Annotated in this window: 15 protein-coding genes and 1 tRNA gene; 6 read left to right on the top strand and 10 right to left on the bottom strand. The window is 67.5% G+C overall.

Annotated elements, in window-relative coordinates; genetic code table 11:
• Nucleotides 1–10 precede the first annotated feature (10 nt).
• A complete protein-coding gene (locus ABD343_RS37545; protein WP_344534968.1) occupies nt 11–1,333 on the bottom strand; it encodes a M20/M25/M40 family metallo-hydrolase in 1,323 nt (440 codons plus the stop codon).
• Between the two features lie 136 nt (nt 1,334–1,469).
• On the opposite strand from ABD343_RS37545, the gene ABD343_RS37540 reads away from it, so the two are divergent.
• A tRNA-Leu gene (locus tag ABD343_RS37540) sits at nt 1,470–1,554 on the top strand.
• Nucleotides 1,555–1,779: 225 nt separating this feature from the next.
• Here ABD343_RS37540 and ABD343_RS37535 read toward each other — a convergent pair.
• Entirely contained in the window at nt 1,780–2,514 is a 735-nt protein-coding gene (locus tag ABD343_RS37535; protein ID WP_344534966.1) for a recombinase family protein, read from the bottom strand.
• A gap of 16 nt (nt 2,515–2,530) precedes the next feature.
• On the opposite strand from ABD343_RS37535, the gene ABD343_RS37530 reads away from it, so the two are divergent.
• The 3 genes from ABD343_RS37530 (at nt 2,531) to ABD343_RS37520 (ending at nt 4,163) form a co-directional block, all read left to right on the top strand.
• The gene (locus tag ABD343_RS37530) at nt 2,531–2,680 is read left to right on the top strand and encodes a hypothetical protein (RefSeq protein ID WP_344534964.1); all 150 of its coding nucleotides are present in this window, start codon (nt 2,531–2,533) and stop codon (nt 2,678–2,680) included.
• A 142-nt stretch (nt 2,681–2,822) separates the two neighbouring features.
• A complete protein-coding gene (locus tag ABD343_RS37525; protein ID WP_344534962.1) occupies nt 2,823–3,503 on the top strand; it encodes a C40 family peptidase in 681 nt (226 codons plus the stop codon).
• Between the two features lie 183 nt (nt 3,504–3,686).
• On the top strand, nt 3,687–4,163 hold the full coding sequence (locus tag ABD343_RS37520; protein ID WP_344534961.1) for a DUF4333 domain-containing protein: 477 nt from the start codon (nt 3,687–3,689) through the stop codon (nt 4,161–4,163).
• A 127-nt stretch (nt 4,164–4,290) separates the two neighbouring features.
• Here the strand turns inward: ABD343_RS37520 and ABD343_RS37515 are convergent, their stop codons facing one another.
• The 8 genes from ABD343_RS37515 to ABD343_RS37480 all read right to left on the bottom strand — a co-directional run bounded on the left by ABD343_RS37515 (nt 4,291) and on the right by ABD343_RS37480 (nt 15,093).
• Nucleotides 4,291–4,788, bottom strand: coding sequence for a hypothetical protein (locus ABD343_RS37515; protein ID WP_344534959.1), 498 nt, complete (start codon nt 4,786–4,788; stop codon nt 4,291–4,293).
• 40 nt (nt 4,789–4,828) lie between these two features.
• Nucleotides 4,829–6,151, bottom strand: coding sequence for a hypothetical protein (locus tag ABD343_RS37510; protein WP_344534958.1), 1,323 nt, complete (start codon nt 6,149–6,151; stop codon nt 4,829–4,831).
• Nucleotides 6,152–6,171: 20 nt separating this feature from the next.
• Nucleotides 6,172–6,570, bottom strand: coding sequence for a hypothetical protein (locus ABD343_RS37505; RefSeq protein WP_344534957.1), 399 nt, complete (start codon nt 6,568–6,570; stop codon nt 6,172–6,174).
• Between the two features lie 137 nt (nt 6,571–6,707).
• Nucleotides 6,708–7,229 (bottom strand): hypothetical protein, encoded by a 522-nt coding sequence (locus ABD343_RS37500; protein WP_344534955.1) that lies wholly within the window; start codon nt 7,227–7,229, stop codon nt 6,708–6,710.
• Between the two features lie 162 nt (nt 7,230–7,391).
• Nucleotides 7,392–7,883 (bottom strand): hypothetical protein, encoded by a 492-nt coding sequence (locus ABD343_RS37495; protein WP_344534953.1) that lies wholly within the window; start codon nt 7,881–7,883, stop codon nt 7,392–7,394.
• A 1,674-nt stretch (nt 7,884–9,557) separates the two neighbouring features.
• On the bottom strand, nt 9,558–9,911 hold the full coding sequence (locus tag ABD343_RS37490; protein ID WP_344534951.1) for a hypothetical protein: 354 nt from the start codon (nt 9,909–9,911) through the stop codon (nt 9,558–9,560).
• The gene (locus tag ABD343_RS37485; protein ID WP_344534949.1) at nt 9,908–14,617 is read right to left on the bottom strand and encodes a putative T7SS-secreted protein; all 4,710 of its coding nucleotides are present in this window, start codon (nt 14,615–14,617) and stop codon (nt 9,908–9,910) included. The genes ABD343_RS37490 and ABD343_RS37485 overlap by 4 nt, the downstream gene beginning before the upstream one ends.
• Before the next feature lie 56 nt (nt 14,618–14,673).
• Nucleotides 14,674–15,093 (bottom strand): hypothetical protein, encoded by a 420-nt coding sequence (locus ABD343_RS37480; protein WP_344534948.1) that lies wholly within the window; start codon nt 15,091–15,093, stop codon nt 14,674–14,676.
• Between the two features lie 195 nt (nt 15,094–15,288).
• On the opposite strand from ABD343_RS37480, the gene ABD343_RS37475 reads away from it, so the two are divergent.
• Nucleotides 15,289–15,984, top strand: a complete 696-nt coding sequence (locus tag ABD343_RS37475) for a hypothetical protein (RefSeq protein WP_344534946.1) — start codon at nt 15,289–15,291, stop codon at nt 15,982–15,984.
• On the top strand, nt 15,972–17,054 hold the full coding sequence (locus tag ABD343_RS37470; protein WP_344534944.1) for a hypothetical protein: 1,083 nt from the start codon (nt 15,972–15,974) through the stop codon (nt 17,052–17,054). Before ABD343_RS37475 ends, ABD343_RS37470 begins: the two co-directional genes overlap by 13 nt.
• Nucleotides 17,055–17,469: the final 415 nt, after the last annotated feature.

Genomic DNA, 17,469 nt, shown 5'->3' with positions numbered 1-17,469 from the left:
CCGAGGGGCGTCAGCACTGGTCCAGGAATCGGTCCAGCACGCGGACCCCGAACTGAAGTCCGTCGACCGGCACCCTCTCGTCCACCCCGTGGAACATTCCCGCGAAATCCAGCTCCGGGGGAAGCTTGAGGGGCGCGAACCCGAAGCAGCGAATACCCAGATCATCGAACGATTTCGCGTCCGTACCACCGGACAGCATGTACGGCACGGCCCGCGCGATCGGGTCCTCGGCCTTCAGCGAGGACTGCATGGCCTCGACGAGCGCGCCGTCGAACGACGTCTCCAGCGCCTTGTCCGCGTGCACGTCCTCGCGCCGTACGCGCGGCCCGAGGATCCGGTCGAGGTCCGCGAGGAACTCGTCCTCGTGCCCCGGCAGGAACCTTCCGTCCACGTGCGCGGTCGCCTGCCCGGGGATCACGTTGACCTTGTACCCGGCACCGAGCTGCGTGGGCGCCGCGGTGTTCTGGAGCGTCGCCCCGATGATCTTCGCGATGCCGCCGAGCCGGGCGAGGGTCTCCTCCATGTCCTCGGGGTCCAGCTCGACGCCGAGCGCGTCCGACAGCTCGTCCAGGAACGACCGTACGGTCTTGGTCACCCGCACCGGGAACTTGTGCCGGCCCAGCCGGCCGACGGCCTCGCACAGCTCGGTGATCGCGTTGTCGTTGTTGGTCATGGACCCGTGCCCGGCCGTGCCGTCCACGGTGAGCCGCATCCAGTGCATGCCCTTCTGGGCGGTCTCGATCAGATAGAGCCGCAGGTCCTCGTTCACGGTGAACGAGAAGCCGCCGACCTCGCCGATCGCCTCGGTCACGCCCTCGAAGAGGTCCGCGTGGTTGTCGACCAGGTGCCGCGCCCCGTAGACCCCGCCGGCCTCCTCGTCCGCGAGGAACGCCAGTACGACGTCCCGCGGCGGCTTACGCCCGCTCCGGAGCCGCTCGCGTACGACCGCGAGGGTCATGGCGTCCATGTCCTTCATGTCGACGGCGCCCCGGCCCCACACGCACCCGTCGGCGATCTCGCCGGAGAACGGGTGGTGCGTCCAGTCGTCGGCATTCGCGGGCACGACGTCCGTGTGCCCGTGGATCAGCAGCGCGGGCCGGGACGTGTCCTCCCCCTCGATCCGCGCGATCGTCGAGGCCCGCCCGGGGCGCGACTCGATGATCTGCGGCTCCAGCCCCACCTCGGCGAGCTTCTCCGCCACGTACTCGGCGGCGGCGCGCTCCCCCGGTCCCTCATTGCCGCCGTAATTACTGGTGTCGATCCTGATCAGATCGCGGCACAGCTCGACGACCTCGCTCTCGGCGCTGCCCTGGGGGCTGCTCTCGGCGCTCACACTGCCTCCTCGTCTCGCGGGTTCGCCCCCATCCTCCCGCTCCCCGTCCCCCGCCCCAAGAGCCGGGTGATCCACACCCCGAACCAGTGCTAAGGTTTACCCCGTCGCAACGGCCACGGCGCCGGGCGGCCCACCAGTCGGGGTGGCGGAATGGCAGACGCGCTAGCTTGAGGTGCTAGTGCCCTTTACAGGGCGTGGGGGTTCAAGTCCCCCTCCCGACACAGACGGTAATCCCGACGTGTGCGGGTCGAGATGAGTCTCGGCCCGCACTAGTTGTTGTGCGGGCTCGTAGGTGAGGCGGAGCCCGAGCCTGGCGTAGACCTCGGCTTTGTCGTCGGGGTCAGCCCGGCGGAGGGCGGAGAGCAGGCCACCGAGTGAGTCGATGAGGGCACGAAGATCACTCCGGCCCATCCGTGGGCTCGGTCCCTTCGGAGAAGTGAGCTCCCTCAAGCGCTCCGTCGCGGCGGCACGGGCCGCCTGGGCCCCCCGCTCCACTCGGCGATCAGCGCCGGGTCGGCCCCCGCCGCCAGAGCCGCGCGGTAGCGCCCGAGCTTCCGATCGCACTCCTTGAGCGCCTGCCGGGCGCTCTCCGCCGTAGGGCTGGTGTCCGGCTGGGCCTCTTCCAACGCAGCCAGGGAGTGCTCGATCGAGGACGGGGCGAAGGCACCAGCCAGCCAGGCGTCCACCGGTCCGACCAGGACGTCCTCGCGCAGCGAGACGCTCAGTGGGCGGTCGATACGGTTGGCCAAGGCATACTCCTCGGGGAAACGGCACCGGTAGCGGGTGACTCCCCCGCTCCAGTTGCCCTGCATCCGCCGCTGGCAGAACTCGCGGATGATCATTCCCTTGAAGACGCGGGGATGCCGGGTGCGTACGACTTCCCGTCCGGTGGACGCGGGGCAACGGGAGGCCATGCGGTCCTGGACCTGCTGGAAGATGTCCTGGCTGATCAATGCGGTGTGGGCGGGGTACTCGGAGCGGATCCACGCCTCCTTGGCGTTCCAGAACTGCTTGCTCTGGTGGCCGAGGGCGACGTTCTCCACGTCGATGAGGGATTCCTGCCTGCGCTGCCGGTTCCAGACCTGGTGCCCGGTGTAGCGCGGGTTGGTGAGGATCACGCGGATCGCGCTCTTGGACCAGGCGATACCGCTGCGGTGCCGGTTGACTGCGGACCCGTTCATCAGCAGGGGGTGACCCATGGCTGTGATCGGCGCCGGGCTCGCCGCGCTCCTCCTGGTCCTGGTGCTCCTCGCCGCGAGCACGGGCGGCGCCCCCTCAGCGCTCACCGGCACAAGCAGCACCCGCCCCAGCAGCCACGCACGCACGGACATCCGCCCCGGTACCTGACCCTCTACCAGCAGGCCGCCCGCACCTGCCCCGGCCTGGACTGGAGTGTCCTCGCCGCCGTCGGAAAGATCGAATCGAACCACGGCCACAGCCGCCTCCCCGGCGTCCGCTCCGGTACGAACTCCGCCGGAGTCAAGGGCCCATGCAGTTCCTGCAGCCCACCTTCGACACCGTCGTCGCGAACCGCCCCACCCTGCGCGAGAGCGGGTCCCTCTCCCCCGACGACCCGGCCGACGCCATCCCGGCCGCAGCCGCCTACCTGTGCAGCAGCGGCGCCCGCGACAAGCACAACCTCCGCAAAGCGCTCTACGCCTACAACCACTCCCCCACCTACGTCCGCGAGGTGCTGGCCACCGCCCGCCGCTACCGCCACGCACCCGCCCGCGCCTCCAACCCGAGGGCCGCGCGCGCCATCGCGTTCGCCCGCGCGCACCTCGGCCAGCCCTACCGCTGGGGCGGCAACGGCCCCGCCGACGGCGGCTTCGACTGCTCCGGCCTGCCCCAAGCCGCCTACGCCGCCACAGGAATCCCCCTGCCCCGTGTAGCCGAGGACCAATACCCCGCCACCACCGAAGTCCCCGCCGCAGACCCCCTGCGCCCCGGAGACCTCGTCTTCTACGGACACCCCGGCACCATCCACCACGTCGGCCTCTACACCGGGGGCGGCCAGATGATCCACGCCCCGAAGCCAGGCGCCACCATCCGGACCGAGCACTACCAAGAACCCGGTACTGGGGAACCACCCGCCCCACCGATCGCCCTCACCTCTCATCGGACAGCATCCTCACCGGCCGGGACGGCTCCTAGTGACGACTCCCCGTGATCGCTGCAAGAGCCCACTCGGGGTCGCCCTGGCGGAGCAGCCGGAAGACGCCCTGACCAGCTTGAGGGTGGTCCGGCGGCCAGCGGGCCGTCTACGGGAATCCTGGGTGCGAGCCAAAGGGTCAACCTGGATCCCAGGGCAAGATCACGCGTCCTCGGCTATGCCGTGCGGTTTCGCCATCGCATGACGGCACGGCGTCCGCCCACTGGTACGGTCGCGTGGTGCCGCGCCCGAGGGCTCGCTCGTCGAATTGACCGGATACGCGGGCCTGGAATGGGCGTGCATTGCCAGCGCCGCGCAGTGATGATCGAGGCAACTGATGGCAGGGGACTTATGCGCAGCTTCATCCGGATACCAGTGGCATTGAGTGTCACCGCCCTGGCCTTGACCGCCTGTAGTGTGGGTTCCGGGTCATCCAACTCCTCCGTAGCGACACCGGAGTTGGAGAAGCAGGTGAATCAGGCGCTGACCCAGAAGGTCGGCCAGTCTCCGAAGAAGGTCGACTGTCCCGACGAGCTAGAGGCTGAGAAGGGCGCAGAGACCCGGTGCACGCTCACCACCCCGGAAGGGCCCCGCTATGGGGTCACCGTCACGGTTAGCAGCGTGCAGAGCGGCAAGAAAGCGAACTTCGACATCAAGGTCGACGAAAAGCCGCAGTGAAACCGCAGCAGCGACATCACCACGGACCTTCGTGGCCGGGGCGTTGAGCAGGGCCGGAGAGTGTCGCGGCTGGCAGGCGATGAGTTCACCGTACCGAGGACGAGGACAGCCGTTCCTGCTGCCAACGCTAGGACTCGGCTCCGGTGTCCGGGCGAACGGTACCCAGAAACTCCTGGAAGTCGCCGATGACAGCGTCCGTCTGGGCCGCAGTGGCGGTCAGGGCCACGCGGATCACCGCTCGTTTGTTGGGGGTGTTGACGTCGAGCATGGCCAGGTATGCCTGGACCTGGACAAGGTCGCGACGCGCGCCCCCTGCCTGAGCCGAGAATCTCATCACCTGTGTCAGACCAGGGGCGTCAGGGGATCCGACCTCCGCACGGTCGACCACCTCGACCGAATCGGCGAGTTCACGCATCCGCTGTACTGACTCATCGGCGATTTCGGCCAGCGACGCCACGTCCGGCCGGTACTCACCATCGATAGTGATGCTGGCCCTGAAGCCGTCGTCAAGCTCCGGGTACAACGCGGCGAAGGCCACGCCGGGCGCACCGACCTTGTCAGGGTCCGCGGGGCTCCACCCCTCCGGCAGCCGGAACACGACGGGAACCGGCAGTGTCGTGGGCATCTCACGCCCTCCTTCCGGGGCATCACCTCAGAACAGATCTTCAGAACGCGCCCGTGACTCCGTCCTTGAGTTTTCCGGCTCCGCTGGCCACAGCCCCGCCCCAATCCTTCGCGGTGTCGGCCACCTTGCCGGGGTCGACGGTTATCTCAAGGCCCACCAGGCCACCAACGGGGAGCACGGGAGTTGCCCCCGCTCTGCCTCCGACGTGCCACGTGCCGTTGTCGTCTTTTTCCACTCCAATGAAAGCTTCCACCCCCTCGCCTTCCCAGGTCTCGGCCGTCCCGCCGATCCCGATGCCTCCCGCCTCCACGCCGCCCGCCGCGGTCTGCTTCTCCCCGGCGAACGCCTTCCCGCCGAGTCCGGTCTGCGGCGCGCCGACGGCGGCGGTGCCCTTGGCCTCCGCGCCGGCGAAGTAGCCGCCGCGACCGTAGGCACCGAAATATCCGGCCTCCATGCGCCCCTCGGCCAGCCCTCGTACACCCCCGGACGCCTCGGCTTCGGCGTCAATTCCCGATTCGGTGACCCCGAAGTTCGCGGAGGTCTTTCCGCCCACATAGCCGTCGGCGAGTCCGGAGAGCTTCACGTCGCCGTTGGACACGGACCCTTCCGCAGTAGTATGGGCCAGGTCGATGTACGCCTTGGCCATCCCCTGCCGGCCGTAACCAACGCCGCTGGCAGAGCGACCAGCGTCCAGCCCGTTCCCCTTGAGACTGCCCTCTGCGTGCCACCCACCGGAAGTCGTGGACGTCTTGTCCTTCTTATTTCCACCATTCTGTGCCGCCGGTTCCGGGATCACGTCCTTGGCGTCAGCGTTGAACCCCCCGGGCGCGCCTTTGTCCTCCTTCTCCACAACGGCCGCTTCGAGCGCGGTCTTGACCCCCACGTCGAATTCATTGATGCTCTTGACGTACTTCTTGATCTCGGCGTTGGCGTCGGCGACTTCGTCCATGACGGCCTGCCAACTGCCCGACTGCACCAGTGACCGCTTCTCCTCCGGACCGTCAGGCTCAAAGAAGACCTCCCCTTGGGAACTCACCGTGTAGCCCCTGGTGCGCAGATCCTCAATGTAGTCGGACAGTGCCCCTTTCGAATCCGTCAGTTGCGCATGGGCGTCGCGCAGAATCTTGGATATGGCGTGAGCCTCGTTCTTCGCCGCACCGAACTCGGAATGAGTGTTGTCCGAAGCCGATCCGTAGAGTTCGAAGGCCGCTCCCCGCCAGGAGTCGTCCGACAGACCGCGCACATGGTCGCTGTATCGGCCCTGCAGCTCGCGGAACTTGTCCCCCATCCTCTTCCATGCCCGCGAGGCATCCAACAGGGAGGACAGGTTCACGTGCATGATGTCGTGGTAAGTGAGCGTCATGACGTCCCCGTCGGCATGCCTCAGAGATTGTTAATCTTGCTGTAGGGGGAGGGTTCCGGCGCTACCGACCGAATCTTCCGCTCCGTACCGGCATCATTCCCATGAATCAGCTTTTTCGCTCCGCGCAGGGCATCCCTCTCCGAAGTGAGCCGGTCCAGCAGGTTTTTCACTTGCCGCTCCCACACCGTATGCGCGTCGGACAACCCCTTCGATATCTCCCACCCCTGAAACTGGCCGCCCGTGAACACGCTGTCACCGGTAGTACCCGAAGGGCTCATCGGTACCCCCTGCCCCTGCGACGCACCGATGACGCCGGACGTCTCAAGGTCGGCATGCCCGCCGACCCTCTTCGTATCGGGAGCCAGATGTTCTTCGAGATACTTCGCCGCCCGCCTCTTGGAACTCTCCAACGACGCCATGCTGACGGGACCTTGACCACCGCCCCCAGGCGGGTAAGGCGGCCGGTTCTGCTGAAAGTGGGGCGAGCCCGCATCCGATGACATATATTCCCCCCTGCACCCATCAATCTGACCAGGGCCGGAAACAGCTCACCCGGTCAGAAATCCTTCGGTACTACGCTGCGCCAGGCCCATCCCGCCTTGAGGACCACATCCTGCACGGGCTGTTTCATATCCGCGCTGTCAAAGCTGAACGACTCCCGGAGGCGCCGACGACCATCGGGCCCCCGCTCGATAGCCCACTTCTTGGAAACCGTCCTCGCCGGCCCCCGGCTCCACTGACGTCCTACCTGCGCCCTGGGCGGGTCCCCGGCCCAGGTGACCTCCCGCTGCTCCTCAATGGCATGCACCTCGCGCTCCTCGGCAGACAAGCGCATCCGGATCGTGAGCGTACGGTCGAGCTGATGCCGGATGAAGAAGTTCCGCCCTGCCGGCTCCGCGAGACGCCACTCCGCCACAAGGTCGGCGCCCTCCGGGGTACCGTCGCGCACGGCCCAGGGGACGTCCGGACCGTTGAGGCCGAGCAGAGCAGCTCGTACCTCCTCCGAAGAACATGGATCAACGCCCTCGGGAGGTCGTTTCGCATAGCTTCGCTTGAACAACAGACGCAACAATCCCATAGCGGAACACGACCCTATGAGCCCGCAACTGACGACACAAGAGGATCCGTGACCGTCTAGTCACAGTCCGAAACAGCGGGCCCCCGCCCTCAAGACAGAGGACCAGGTCGAGCACCTGTGTCGATCCCGTCAAGACAGCAACCCCGGTGAATTCAGACTGTGTTACGCCTCCGGCTCCCCGGCCAGGAAGGTGGCCCGCATGAGCCGCCCTGGGTCGGCGTCTTCCGCCCGGATCGGGTCTTCGAAGACTTCCGGGTCGTCGTAGACGGGTTCGCCGCTGGGGCAGCGGGTGTAGGGGACCATGCCGAAGTCGATGCCGTCGGTGGCGTGGTAGCTGGTCCACATGAGGGCTTCCTGCTCGCCTTCGCGCAGCGGGAGGTTGGCCACGGGGCGGCCGAGAACGCAGTCGTCCTGGAAGACCACCACCATGGACACCATGAACACCCAGACTCTGGCCTCGACGGTGCGGGCCTTGTGGGCCGCGTGTTGCTCGAAGGCCGCTGCGGTGGCGTCGTCGCGCAGGTAGTCGTAATCGGACATGGTCCACTGGCGAGTGCCGCGGATGGAGACGATGGCTGGGCAGTCGCGGGCGGTGACGGCCCACTCCAGGCGGGCGGAGACGTCGAGCAGCAGTTCCTCGGTCTCCGGGGTCATCGTGCCGGACCTGTCTCGGGGCTTGCGGTGTGCACGGCTCCCCCCTCTGGCTGCCGGTCCAGGGTGTCCTTGTACAGGGAGCGTAGAGGGCGGGCCGGTGCGGGTCAGGGGTTGCGCGGAGGGTGCGGGGTAGGGCCGTGAGGTGGTCGTGGAGCTGGTGGAGGAGGAGGTTGGCGGCTACTGACGCCTTCACGCCCAAGATCACCTGCTTGGTCGCCGATGGCACGGAGACCCCGAAGCGTTGGGTACTCCGAGCCGTCGCCCGAGGCGGACCGGAAGATCGCTTCGCTGTTTCCGTTCAGATATGGAACGACCGCGAGGGTGGCCAAGCTGTCCGCGTGGGGAATCCCGCCTACGAACTGCGCCCCTGGTGTGCTGTCCGTCTCGTCGGGGCGCACGTCCAGCCGGTAGCTGTTACGGGCCGCCGCGTCGCAAACAGCTCAGTGATGCATCGTCCGGCGATCCACTACAGGGGTTTCCCCGTTGCGCTTGACGTACTGCCACGCGCACGGCTCTCCTGACTCCACCCAGACAGCGGCGACATCGCACGTGCTCATGATCACGCGCAGTCGCTTTGCGAAGATGAGCGCCGAGTCCTGCGTGACGTCATCGCTCACGTCGTCCGTGCCGTATGGCGCGCAACCGCCACGAACGACTGTGGCGCTGCCCTTCATTCGTTTCCGGGAGCGTGTCGTATCCACTGTGCGGCAGTAGCACGTAAGAGGGCGGCAGCACCTCTCCCCGTGGGTCCATCCCCGCGTGCGCGGGGAGCAGTCGGTGCGCCAGGAGTCCCAGAATCCGGAGTCGGGTCCATCCCCGCGTGCGCGGGGAGCAGATTCCGGCCGTGAGGAGCACCGAGACGCCCCGAGCCATAAGCCCTCCCGACTCAGCCGCAACCACAACCCAGCTCCAGAAGAGCAACCCGTCCAGACCGGCTGACGCTTGGCACGCACCCCAACGCCTCCATGCCCTCACGGCAACCGCGGATCGTCGACTCGCACAGCCGCCACGAGTTCACGGGCCCGACGGGCACCGATATGCAGGTCCCTCCGCAGAGTCTCCGCGGAGACAGGACGTTGGTGCACCTCACGGTGCCGCGAATCCCTCGCCAGCGCCTCCCCCAGCGAGGGATCACCCTCACCCGACCATCCGTCCCCGCCTCCCACGTCCCCCAGAGCCAAAGCCCCCTCGCATGGGGCCCGAGCGCGGTGGACGAGCAGCTCAACCGCCAGCGGCAGCGCCACCGGAGGCCAGTCCGCCACCAACGGCCACCACGACGCGCTCGCCGGCCGGCTCCGCCCCACCCCGCAATGCGAACCCCTGCCGATACACGTACGAGGAATACGCACCCACCGCCGCTACCCAAACCTCGACGAGGCTCCGGAGCTCACCCATTGATGATTCGACGAGCGGACGCCGCCTCCACAGAGGCAAACCACGCCTGGGTGACAGCGGGCTCGGTCTGCACCTCGTTGCTCCACCGGGCGACGGCCGGGAGGTCGGTGGTCTCGTGGCGAACGTGTTCTCCGCGCCTGCAGGGTTGTCCCGCAAAGTCCTCGCCGAAGACCTCCGTGTCAGGCCGCCGGCATCGAATTTCTCGCCCCCTCGCCAACCCGTCACGGGCGGGTTGGAGGATACCGAAGAGTCGACGGCTCCGCGCCCGTCGGGATCCGCTTACCGAAAGGGCGCGTACCAATTCTTCGGCAGGCCCTGGATGGACTCGATTTCAGCAATATCGTCGTTCACGATACGCAGCGAAGAGTACGTGGGCTGATAATTCACTGCTGACATCGCGTGCTCACTGGTGATCACTACCAGCCTGACATCCTGGGGGCTCACCACCGCGAGATGCGATTCAAAACCGATCCTGGGGTCACTGAGGACGACGGATTCGCACACCTGAGCGTCAGCTTGTTTGAGGGTGAGGCTCCAAGTGGTCTCCCACGAGCCATCCTCCAGCTTTCTGACGTCACCCCACTTCGTCTTCCGGAGGTACGACACCGAATATTCGTCCGGCGCTTCACTCATGGAGTTATCGGACCGATCCATTTCACAACCCTGTTTATTTCTTCGAAGGAATCCGGATGGAATATTATTTCCGTCGGCACATCTTCACCCACCTCCCTTGTCGCCACCTTCCCTTCATTCACCAGCTTTTCATACACCTCTTCCGGTATGCGCGCAATGACAACGCTTGATGGCGCATGGTTGTCCACTCGGAGCCCCCATTCGTAGGCCGCCTGGAACCCCGGTGACTGTGGACCCGCCACTTCGTGCACAGAGAAGTGACCTGGCCTGCTCAGTGAGCCTCCATTGGTGGCAGCCCGGGCCGCGTCCGTATTCAGGCCGTCTCTGACGATGCTCTCCGCGTGCGCCAGCGTGGTGCCGTGGGCGAAGTCGCGATACGGCCCCAGCCCAAGAGGGTCGGCCCAGGTATGCGGGTTGTGAACATAGCTCGCGCTGTTCGGAGCAGGGGCCAGGCCCAGGGGATCGGGAGATGCGTAGCGCGCCGTCTCCGGATCGTAGTAGCGGAAGCAGTTGTAGTGCAGCCCCGTCTCCGGGTCAGCGTATTGGCCCGGAAAGCGCAGGGGTGTGTACGCCGTGGCGTCGGCGTTCCACGTCGTCGTGCCCCACAGAGTCGTTCGGGCGTGCCAGGCCAGGTCCCCTCTTTCTGAGATCAACTCCGTTGGTGTGCCGATCAGATCCGTGACGATGGCGAAGAATCGGGAGTCGATCTCGGACTGGGAGGAGTCGCGGGTGACGCGTTCTGTTTGTGCGACGGGCGTGAAGCCTTGGTGGTCCCATGTGAGCGTGACCGGGTTCGGGTTCGGGCCCATGGTGGTCTGTTCGATGAGTGTGGCTCCATGCCACGTGAAGTCAACGCGTTCCCGACCAGATTCCTTGGATATCCGGCGGCCCAACGGGTCGTAGCGGTACGTCCACTCTGTGCCGCCCGGGGTCACGACTCGCCGGAGCCGGTCTTCCGCATCCCATTCGTAACGCCACGTTTCCGGCTTCTTCGAAAGTCGGCGTTTCCGGCGAAGGACCAAGCGGCCCGCGCCATCGTGTTCGTAGTGGATACGACCCGCCGATTGAATTCTCGTGCCGGTGTGGGTTCGGGCTCCCGCGGCTTGCGCAGGGGCCAGTCCTGACGGCCAGACTGCCTCTGTCTGGTTCCCTGCCTCGTCGTACGCATAGCGTTCCGCCCAGTCACGCGCCCGCACTGTTGTGACACGGCCTGCACTGTCCAGCTCGTAGCGGCGCGTTCCGTTCAGGCTGTCCCGGACCTCCAACAGATTGCCGTCCGGCCCATAGGAGTAGGTCCGCTGCTGGATGTCGGCCACGTTCTGATGTGTGAGGCGACCTGTCGGGTCCCAGCGTTGGGACAGCAGAGGCGAACCCTCCATTCGGCGGTCTCGCTCGCGACCCGCCGCGTCGTACACCGAGGTGAGCGTACGGCCCTGTGTAGTGAGACTAGTGCGGTTGCCAGCCGCGTCGTATGCGTAAGTCGTCTGCGCGCCCGTGGGCGTCTCACGACGCCTTGCGCGGCCCAGTGCGTCGTACACAAAGGTCGTGGCCCTGCCGTCGATCAGTTCCGTCTTCACGCGGCCCATGCGGTCGCGTTGCAGGATCAGGTCGGTGTCGGGGCAGGTCGCCTGGGTCAGGCGGCCCGCCGGGTCGTAGGCGTACGTCGTGATCGCGCCCGCCGCGTCCTTGCGTATGAGACGGCCCGCCGCGTCCCGCTCGTACGTGATCCGCTCGCCCAGCGCGGTCGTCGTGGCAGACAGGCGGCCTGTCGGGTCCAGGTCGTAGCGCCGGGTGCGTCCGTCGAAGTCGGTCTCTCCCACGAGCCGGTCCGCGTCGTCGTAGGAGTAGCTCCACGTCAGTCCCTGGGGGTTGCGGACCTGTGTGAGTCTCAGCCGGGAGTCGTGCGCGAACGTGTAGCGGACACCGTCGGGTCCCGTGCGGGCGGTGAGCAGGTCGAAGTGGGTGTACTCGTACGTTGTTGCGCCGCCGACCGGGTCGATGTGACGGGTGCAGTTGCCCTCGCCGTCGTACTCCCAGCGCTCCTCCGCGCCGTCCGGGCCGACGCGGCGCGCGAGCTTGCCCTCGACCGTCCAGGTCAGGCGGGTCGTATCGCCGAGCGGGTTGACGATCGCGGTCGGGTTGCCGAAGGCGTCGCGGCGGTACGTCGTGCGTCCGCCCAGCGGATCTGTGATCTCGACCGGCAGGCCGGCGGCGTCGCACCGCACCTGTGTCGTGTGCCCCAGCGGGTCCGTGACCGCGGTCAGGTGGCCCTCCGGCGTGTACGCGTAGCGCGTCGTGTGGCCGACCGGATCCGTGGTCGCCGTGCGGTTGCCGCGCTCGTCATACGTATGGAGCCAGACCGCGCCGTCCGGGCCCGTCACTTCCATCGGGAGCCCCAGGGCGTTGTACGTCACCCTCGTCCGTGTGCCGTCCGGCGCGGTCTTGGCGGTCGGGCGGCCCTCCGCGTCGCGTTCCACACGCGTCGTGTGGCCGAGCGCGTCGGTGCGCGCGAGCACTCGGTGATGGGCGTCGTGTTCGGTGCGGGTGATCGCGCCCGTCGGGTCGATGACGGTGGCGATCTGATTGCGGTCGTTGACCAGGTACCGCGTCCGCGCCCCGAGGGAGTTGGTGACCGTCGTGACCCGGTGCCCTGTTGCGGCGTCCCGCTGGTCGTAGGTGAAGGTGGCCTGCATGTGGCCCTCTTCGCCGGACTGCCATACGCAGCGGTCGTGCTCGTCGTAGGCGTACCGGTAGTGGGAGTTGTTGGTGTCGGTCCAGGACGTGATGCGGCCCTGCGCGTCGTAGCCGAAGCGCAGGGGGAGGCCGGAGGATTTCGTGATCTCGGCCAGGTTCCCGGCCGCGTCGTAGCCGTAGTGGACGACCGGCTGATCGCTGCCGTCCTTCGCCGCGCCCGCCAGCGACAGGGAGGTGATGCGGCCGTCCGCCGTCGCCACCTTCACGTGATAGCCGCCGGAGTGGACGAGGGCACGCGGGGCGCCGTCCCCGTCGTATTCGAACGTGATCTCGTTGCCGTTCCGGTCCGAGATCTCGGCGAGCAGCGCGACCCCGTCGCAGGCCGGATCCCCGGCGGGGCCCGTGAAGTGCAGGACACGGCCGGAGTCCGGTTCGGTGACCGTGTAGTCGCCATCGGCCGTACGGGCGAGTTCCCAGCAGGGCCCCGTCCGGGCGAGGACCGGCACGCCCGGTGCCGGGTGCGGGAAGGCGAGGAGGAGGTTCGCCTCCCCGTGCAGGACGACGCCCTCCGCGTCGATCTCCAGGCGCTGGTCCAAGGTGCTGGACCAGGTCGGACCGAACCACCGCCCCGCCCGATAGGAGGACTCGAACTGCCGTCGTACCAGCAGCGGCAGTACGCCCGGAAGGGTCAAGTCCGTCTGCGGCATCAGCATCCGGCCGGTGGCGAAGTCGACTGGATCCTCACCGACCTGTTTGGACTCCTCGGGCCTGCTCCCGTTGTGCGGCTCCTTCTCCGCCGCTTCGCGCCCGGCCCGCCGCGCGGCTCCGCCCTCCGCCCGCTCCGCGCCGCGGGCCGCCTTGCTCGCCGTGCCGCCCGCCTTGCCCGCACCGCCCATGAGCGCGTCGACGGAGAAGGTGCCCAGGTACTCCTGCGGGTCCTTGATGAACGAGCGCCACTCGCCCTTCGCCATGCCGATTGGGTCCTGCGCGGAGGCGAGCATGCCGCTCGCCATGCCGTTGAGGCGGGTGGCGTACTCGTCCGGGTGCGTGAGGTTGTACGGATTGACCAGGCTGGTCTGCTTGCCGTAATTCACCATGCCCGAGCCGGCCTTCACCGCCCCGGCCATCCCATGCTCCGCGTTCAGGGCCCAGCCCTTCACGCCGCTGCGTGCCCGAGCCAGATACGAGGGCCTGGGCGGGGCCGCCTCCCGCGCCGCTTCCACCGCCGCCGTCGCCACGCGGGCCGCCTCGTCACGCTGCCGACGCGCCTCGGCCAGCGTCTCGCGGGCCTCGGCCATCCCCGCCTCGCCCGGGTCCTCGGCCGACGGCTTGTCCGGCAGCATCCCCTTCTTACGGTCCTTCTTCGGCAGCTCCTTGTACGCCGCCAGCGCGTCCGCGTAGAACTTCGCCGCCCGCCCGTGCGCCGCCGAGGCCGACTGCCCCTTGCGGTACGCCCGGATCGCGTCGCCTGCCTGCCGCTGCGCCCACTCCACCGTCCCGGCGAAGTCGTCCAGCGCCTTGCCCGCCTTCTCACACGCGTCCGCCGCCTTGAACCAACGCCGGGGCTGGACATCCGCCTTCTCCCGGAACGCGTTGGCCGCCTCACCCCTCAAATGGCGCGAGTCCAGGCCGCGCATCCCGCGCCCGACCGCGTTGAACGCCTTCTCGAAATCCTTCAGATAACGGGCGGTGGAGCGCAGCTTTGACGGGCTGCCGTGGATCAGGTCCTTCGCCGACTCCGACTCGCCCAGCTCCCGCTCCGGCACGTCGCCGCCGGTGCGGTTGTTGACGCCCTCGCCGAACCCCCGCGTGACATCCGCGGCCTTGTGCCAGCCCCACTCATCCATCTGACCGGCCGCCGCGTCCGTACCCTTACGCAGCTGCTCCCCACCGGCCTCGACGGCTCCCTCGACCGGATCCTTGACCCAGTCGGGCGCGGTGTCGTTGTACAGGTCCTTCGCGCCGTCGCCCAGCTTGCCCAGGCCGTCGCCGAGCTTGTCCTTCCAACCCACCCGTCAACCCCCCGGCCGCCCCTGCGGCCGTTGTCCCATCAGCCGTCTCAGCCGTCTCAGTCGAAGAGGCCGAACGCCGCGTCCCCGTACCCCTGCTCGGCCAGCTCGTCCTCGGTGGTGTGCGGGTTGGCCGCGGGAGAGAGCGCCTGTGCGGCCTGCTTGATCGTCGTCGAGCGGTAGCGGTCCTCCTCCCACGTCATCCCCGCGCCCAGCCCGAGGGCCTGTGCGATCTCGTCCGCGTCCGCCATCAGGCCGCGCACGCCCCACTCCCACTCCTCGCAGAAGCCCTCGAAGGCGTCGGACAGCGCCTTGTCCCCCGCCTGCTTCTTCGTCAGCTTCATCTCCTCGAACCCGCTGCCCTGTGCGGCGTCCGTGGCCGTGCCGACCTCACGCAGCTCGTCCAGCGCGGAGTTGATGCCCTTGGTGAGCGTCCTGACCGTGGACTCGTCCACCTGCAAGTCGCCCGCGTCACCCACGAGTCCGCCTCTCCCTCCCTCGTCTCGGTGAGCGAGTACCGTATCTCTACGCGACCGTCAGATCGCAAGAGGTAGTCGGGTAGCGCTCCCACGCCCCTTATCGGAACTGACTGTGATCCCTTCACTACAGTTGCTACGGTCGGGTACGCGTCAAGTTCCACGCCCGTCACCCCCGCCCCACAGGGAGCACCCACCATGCAACGCCGCCGTATCGCTGTCTCGTTGGCCGCACTCGCCACCGCATCGGCGCTCGTACTCGCCGGGTGCGGCGGCGGGGACGGCGGGGGTGGAGGCGACGGTAAGAGTGACAAGATCCAGGGAGCCGGGAACGGGAAGAAGGCTTCCCCTTCGTCCTCAACGGGTGAACGGGCGAGCGCAGCGGACAACTTCGGCACGGCCGACATCAAGCTGCCGAAGGACCTCAAGCTCACTTACGACTGGGACAAGCCATCGGACCCGGCCAAGGCCGCGGCGCTGGATGGAGCCGCTGACTACGTGCGAGCCATGATGCACAGCAGCGCCACGCTGGACCCCAAGGACCCGTTGATCGCCAAGCACTCCGTACCTCTGCAGAGCGCTCAGGCGGCAGCATCCGCCAAGGCCCGTGCAGGGATGAAGTCCAAGAAGACGGTGACGGGCACCTTCCACCACTACCGCGCCAACGTGGGTGATGTGGTGAAAGGAAATCTGGCCGAAGTCTCCTTCTGCGCGGACCAGTCCAGGTACTTCAGCAAGGACGTCGAGAGCGGAAAGATCCTGCGCACCAAGCCCGGACCCGGCCGATACCTTCACTTCTCGCTGGTCATGCAGAAGGGAACGGACGAGAAGAGCATCTGGCGTGCGAAGACCATCGAGTTGACGACGAAGGCGGTGAAGGAATGCGCAAAGTAGCCGCACGGTGCACGATCGTCTCCACCGCCCCGGCCCTGGCCTTGGTCGCTCTTGGTTCGCCGGCACTGGCGGACGAGGACCCGTCAGGCTGGGGCGCGGTCCAAGAGGCTTCAGACCAGGCGTCAGGCCAGAAGGACGGCAAGCGGTATTCCGCCTCCGCCGGCCAGGTCTCCCTCAAGGGCGACGCCCAAGGCCAAGAGGGCTCGGCGAGAGGCGGCGGCAACCTCTCCGTCCCCGCCGCGAACTGGGAGCCCCCGCCCTGCTGGTACGCCCCCAAATACACCCCCAAGGAACTCAAGAAGGAAGTCGACGCCTCCCCCTACGAACTGACCGGACAGCGGCCCGACAACGGACGGAAGAAGGAAGACGTCGACGGCTCCATCCGCGACAAGTACACGAAGGGCGACTACAAGAACTTCAACCTCAAAAAGCAGGGCGACGGCATGTTCTGGGCCGCCGTCCCCAATCCCAACGAGCCCGACAAGGCCAAGGCCCAGTCCTGCACCGAGCTGCCCTTCTGGGTGAAGAACGGCGAACAGCCTGACGTGCCCGGCGCCATCGACACCAAGATCCTCGCAGCGCTTGCCTACCAGGCCATCGAGGTCCCCGACACCGAAGTCGAGCTGAACCCCAAGAACAAGCAGACCGTCCGCCTGCCCACTTGGACCTGGCTCGACAAAGCCACCTTCAAGCCCGTCTCGGTGACCGCCTCCGTCGACCTCGGCGGCGGCGAGGAGCTCTCCGCCACCACCACCGCCAAACCCGGCGCCCTCAACCTCGACCCCGGCACCGAGGACGCGAAGCTCCACCCCGCCTCCGGGAAGTGCCCGGCGAAAGAGAGCGGCACCATCGGCACCCCCTACACCAAGGGAAACGCCAAGAAGACCCCGCCCTGCGGCCTGACCTACCTGCGCTCCACCCCCAAGGGCGAGACCTACACCCTTCAGGCCTCCGTTGTCTGGGAAGCGGCCTGGAAAGGGTCCGACGGAACCAGCGACACCCTCCCGGACGGCACCTTCGGCAACGAACAGCCCGTCACCGTCCAGGAAGTCCAGTCCATCAACCGCTGACTCCCGCCTCGCCCTCCGACCGCCCTTCCCTCACTCGCCGATCAGCCATCCCGCTCCCGTCCCTCTCCACGCCTCGATGGAGGCTGATCTCCACACGAGCAGGGGCAGAACATCGAACGGGCCGGCACAGCAACATGCCGCTCCGCGCTCTCGGCACGCGGAGAGAAGAGGACGCGACCGCCACAGTAAGTCGGTAATCGGGCCCACCCCGCGTGCGCGGGGAGCAGTCTCGCTGACCTGGTGGTTTACCACGCCGGGAAGCCGTTCTGAGCAACTAACGAGGATTCGGAAATTTCCACCTCGTGGTCGAGTAAGACACCAACCGGCCTGCGCTCTGGTCGAACGCAGCCCACGGCCAACAGTGGGCAAGAACTGCTTCGTGACGGCTCACCCGCAGCACGGCTCCAGCGGGCAG

It is taken from the genome of Streptomyces albiaxialis, from assembly GCF_039530985.1.
GTDB lineage: Bacteria > Actinomycetota > Actinomycetes > Streptomycetales > Streptomycetaceae > Streptomyces > Streptomyces albiaxialis.
This window is presented reverse-complemented; position numbering and strand designations above follow the sequence as displayed.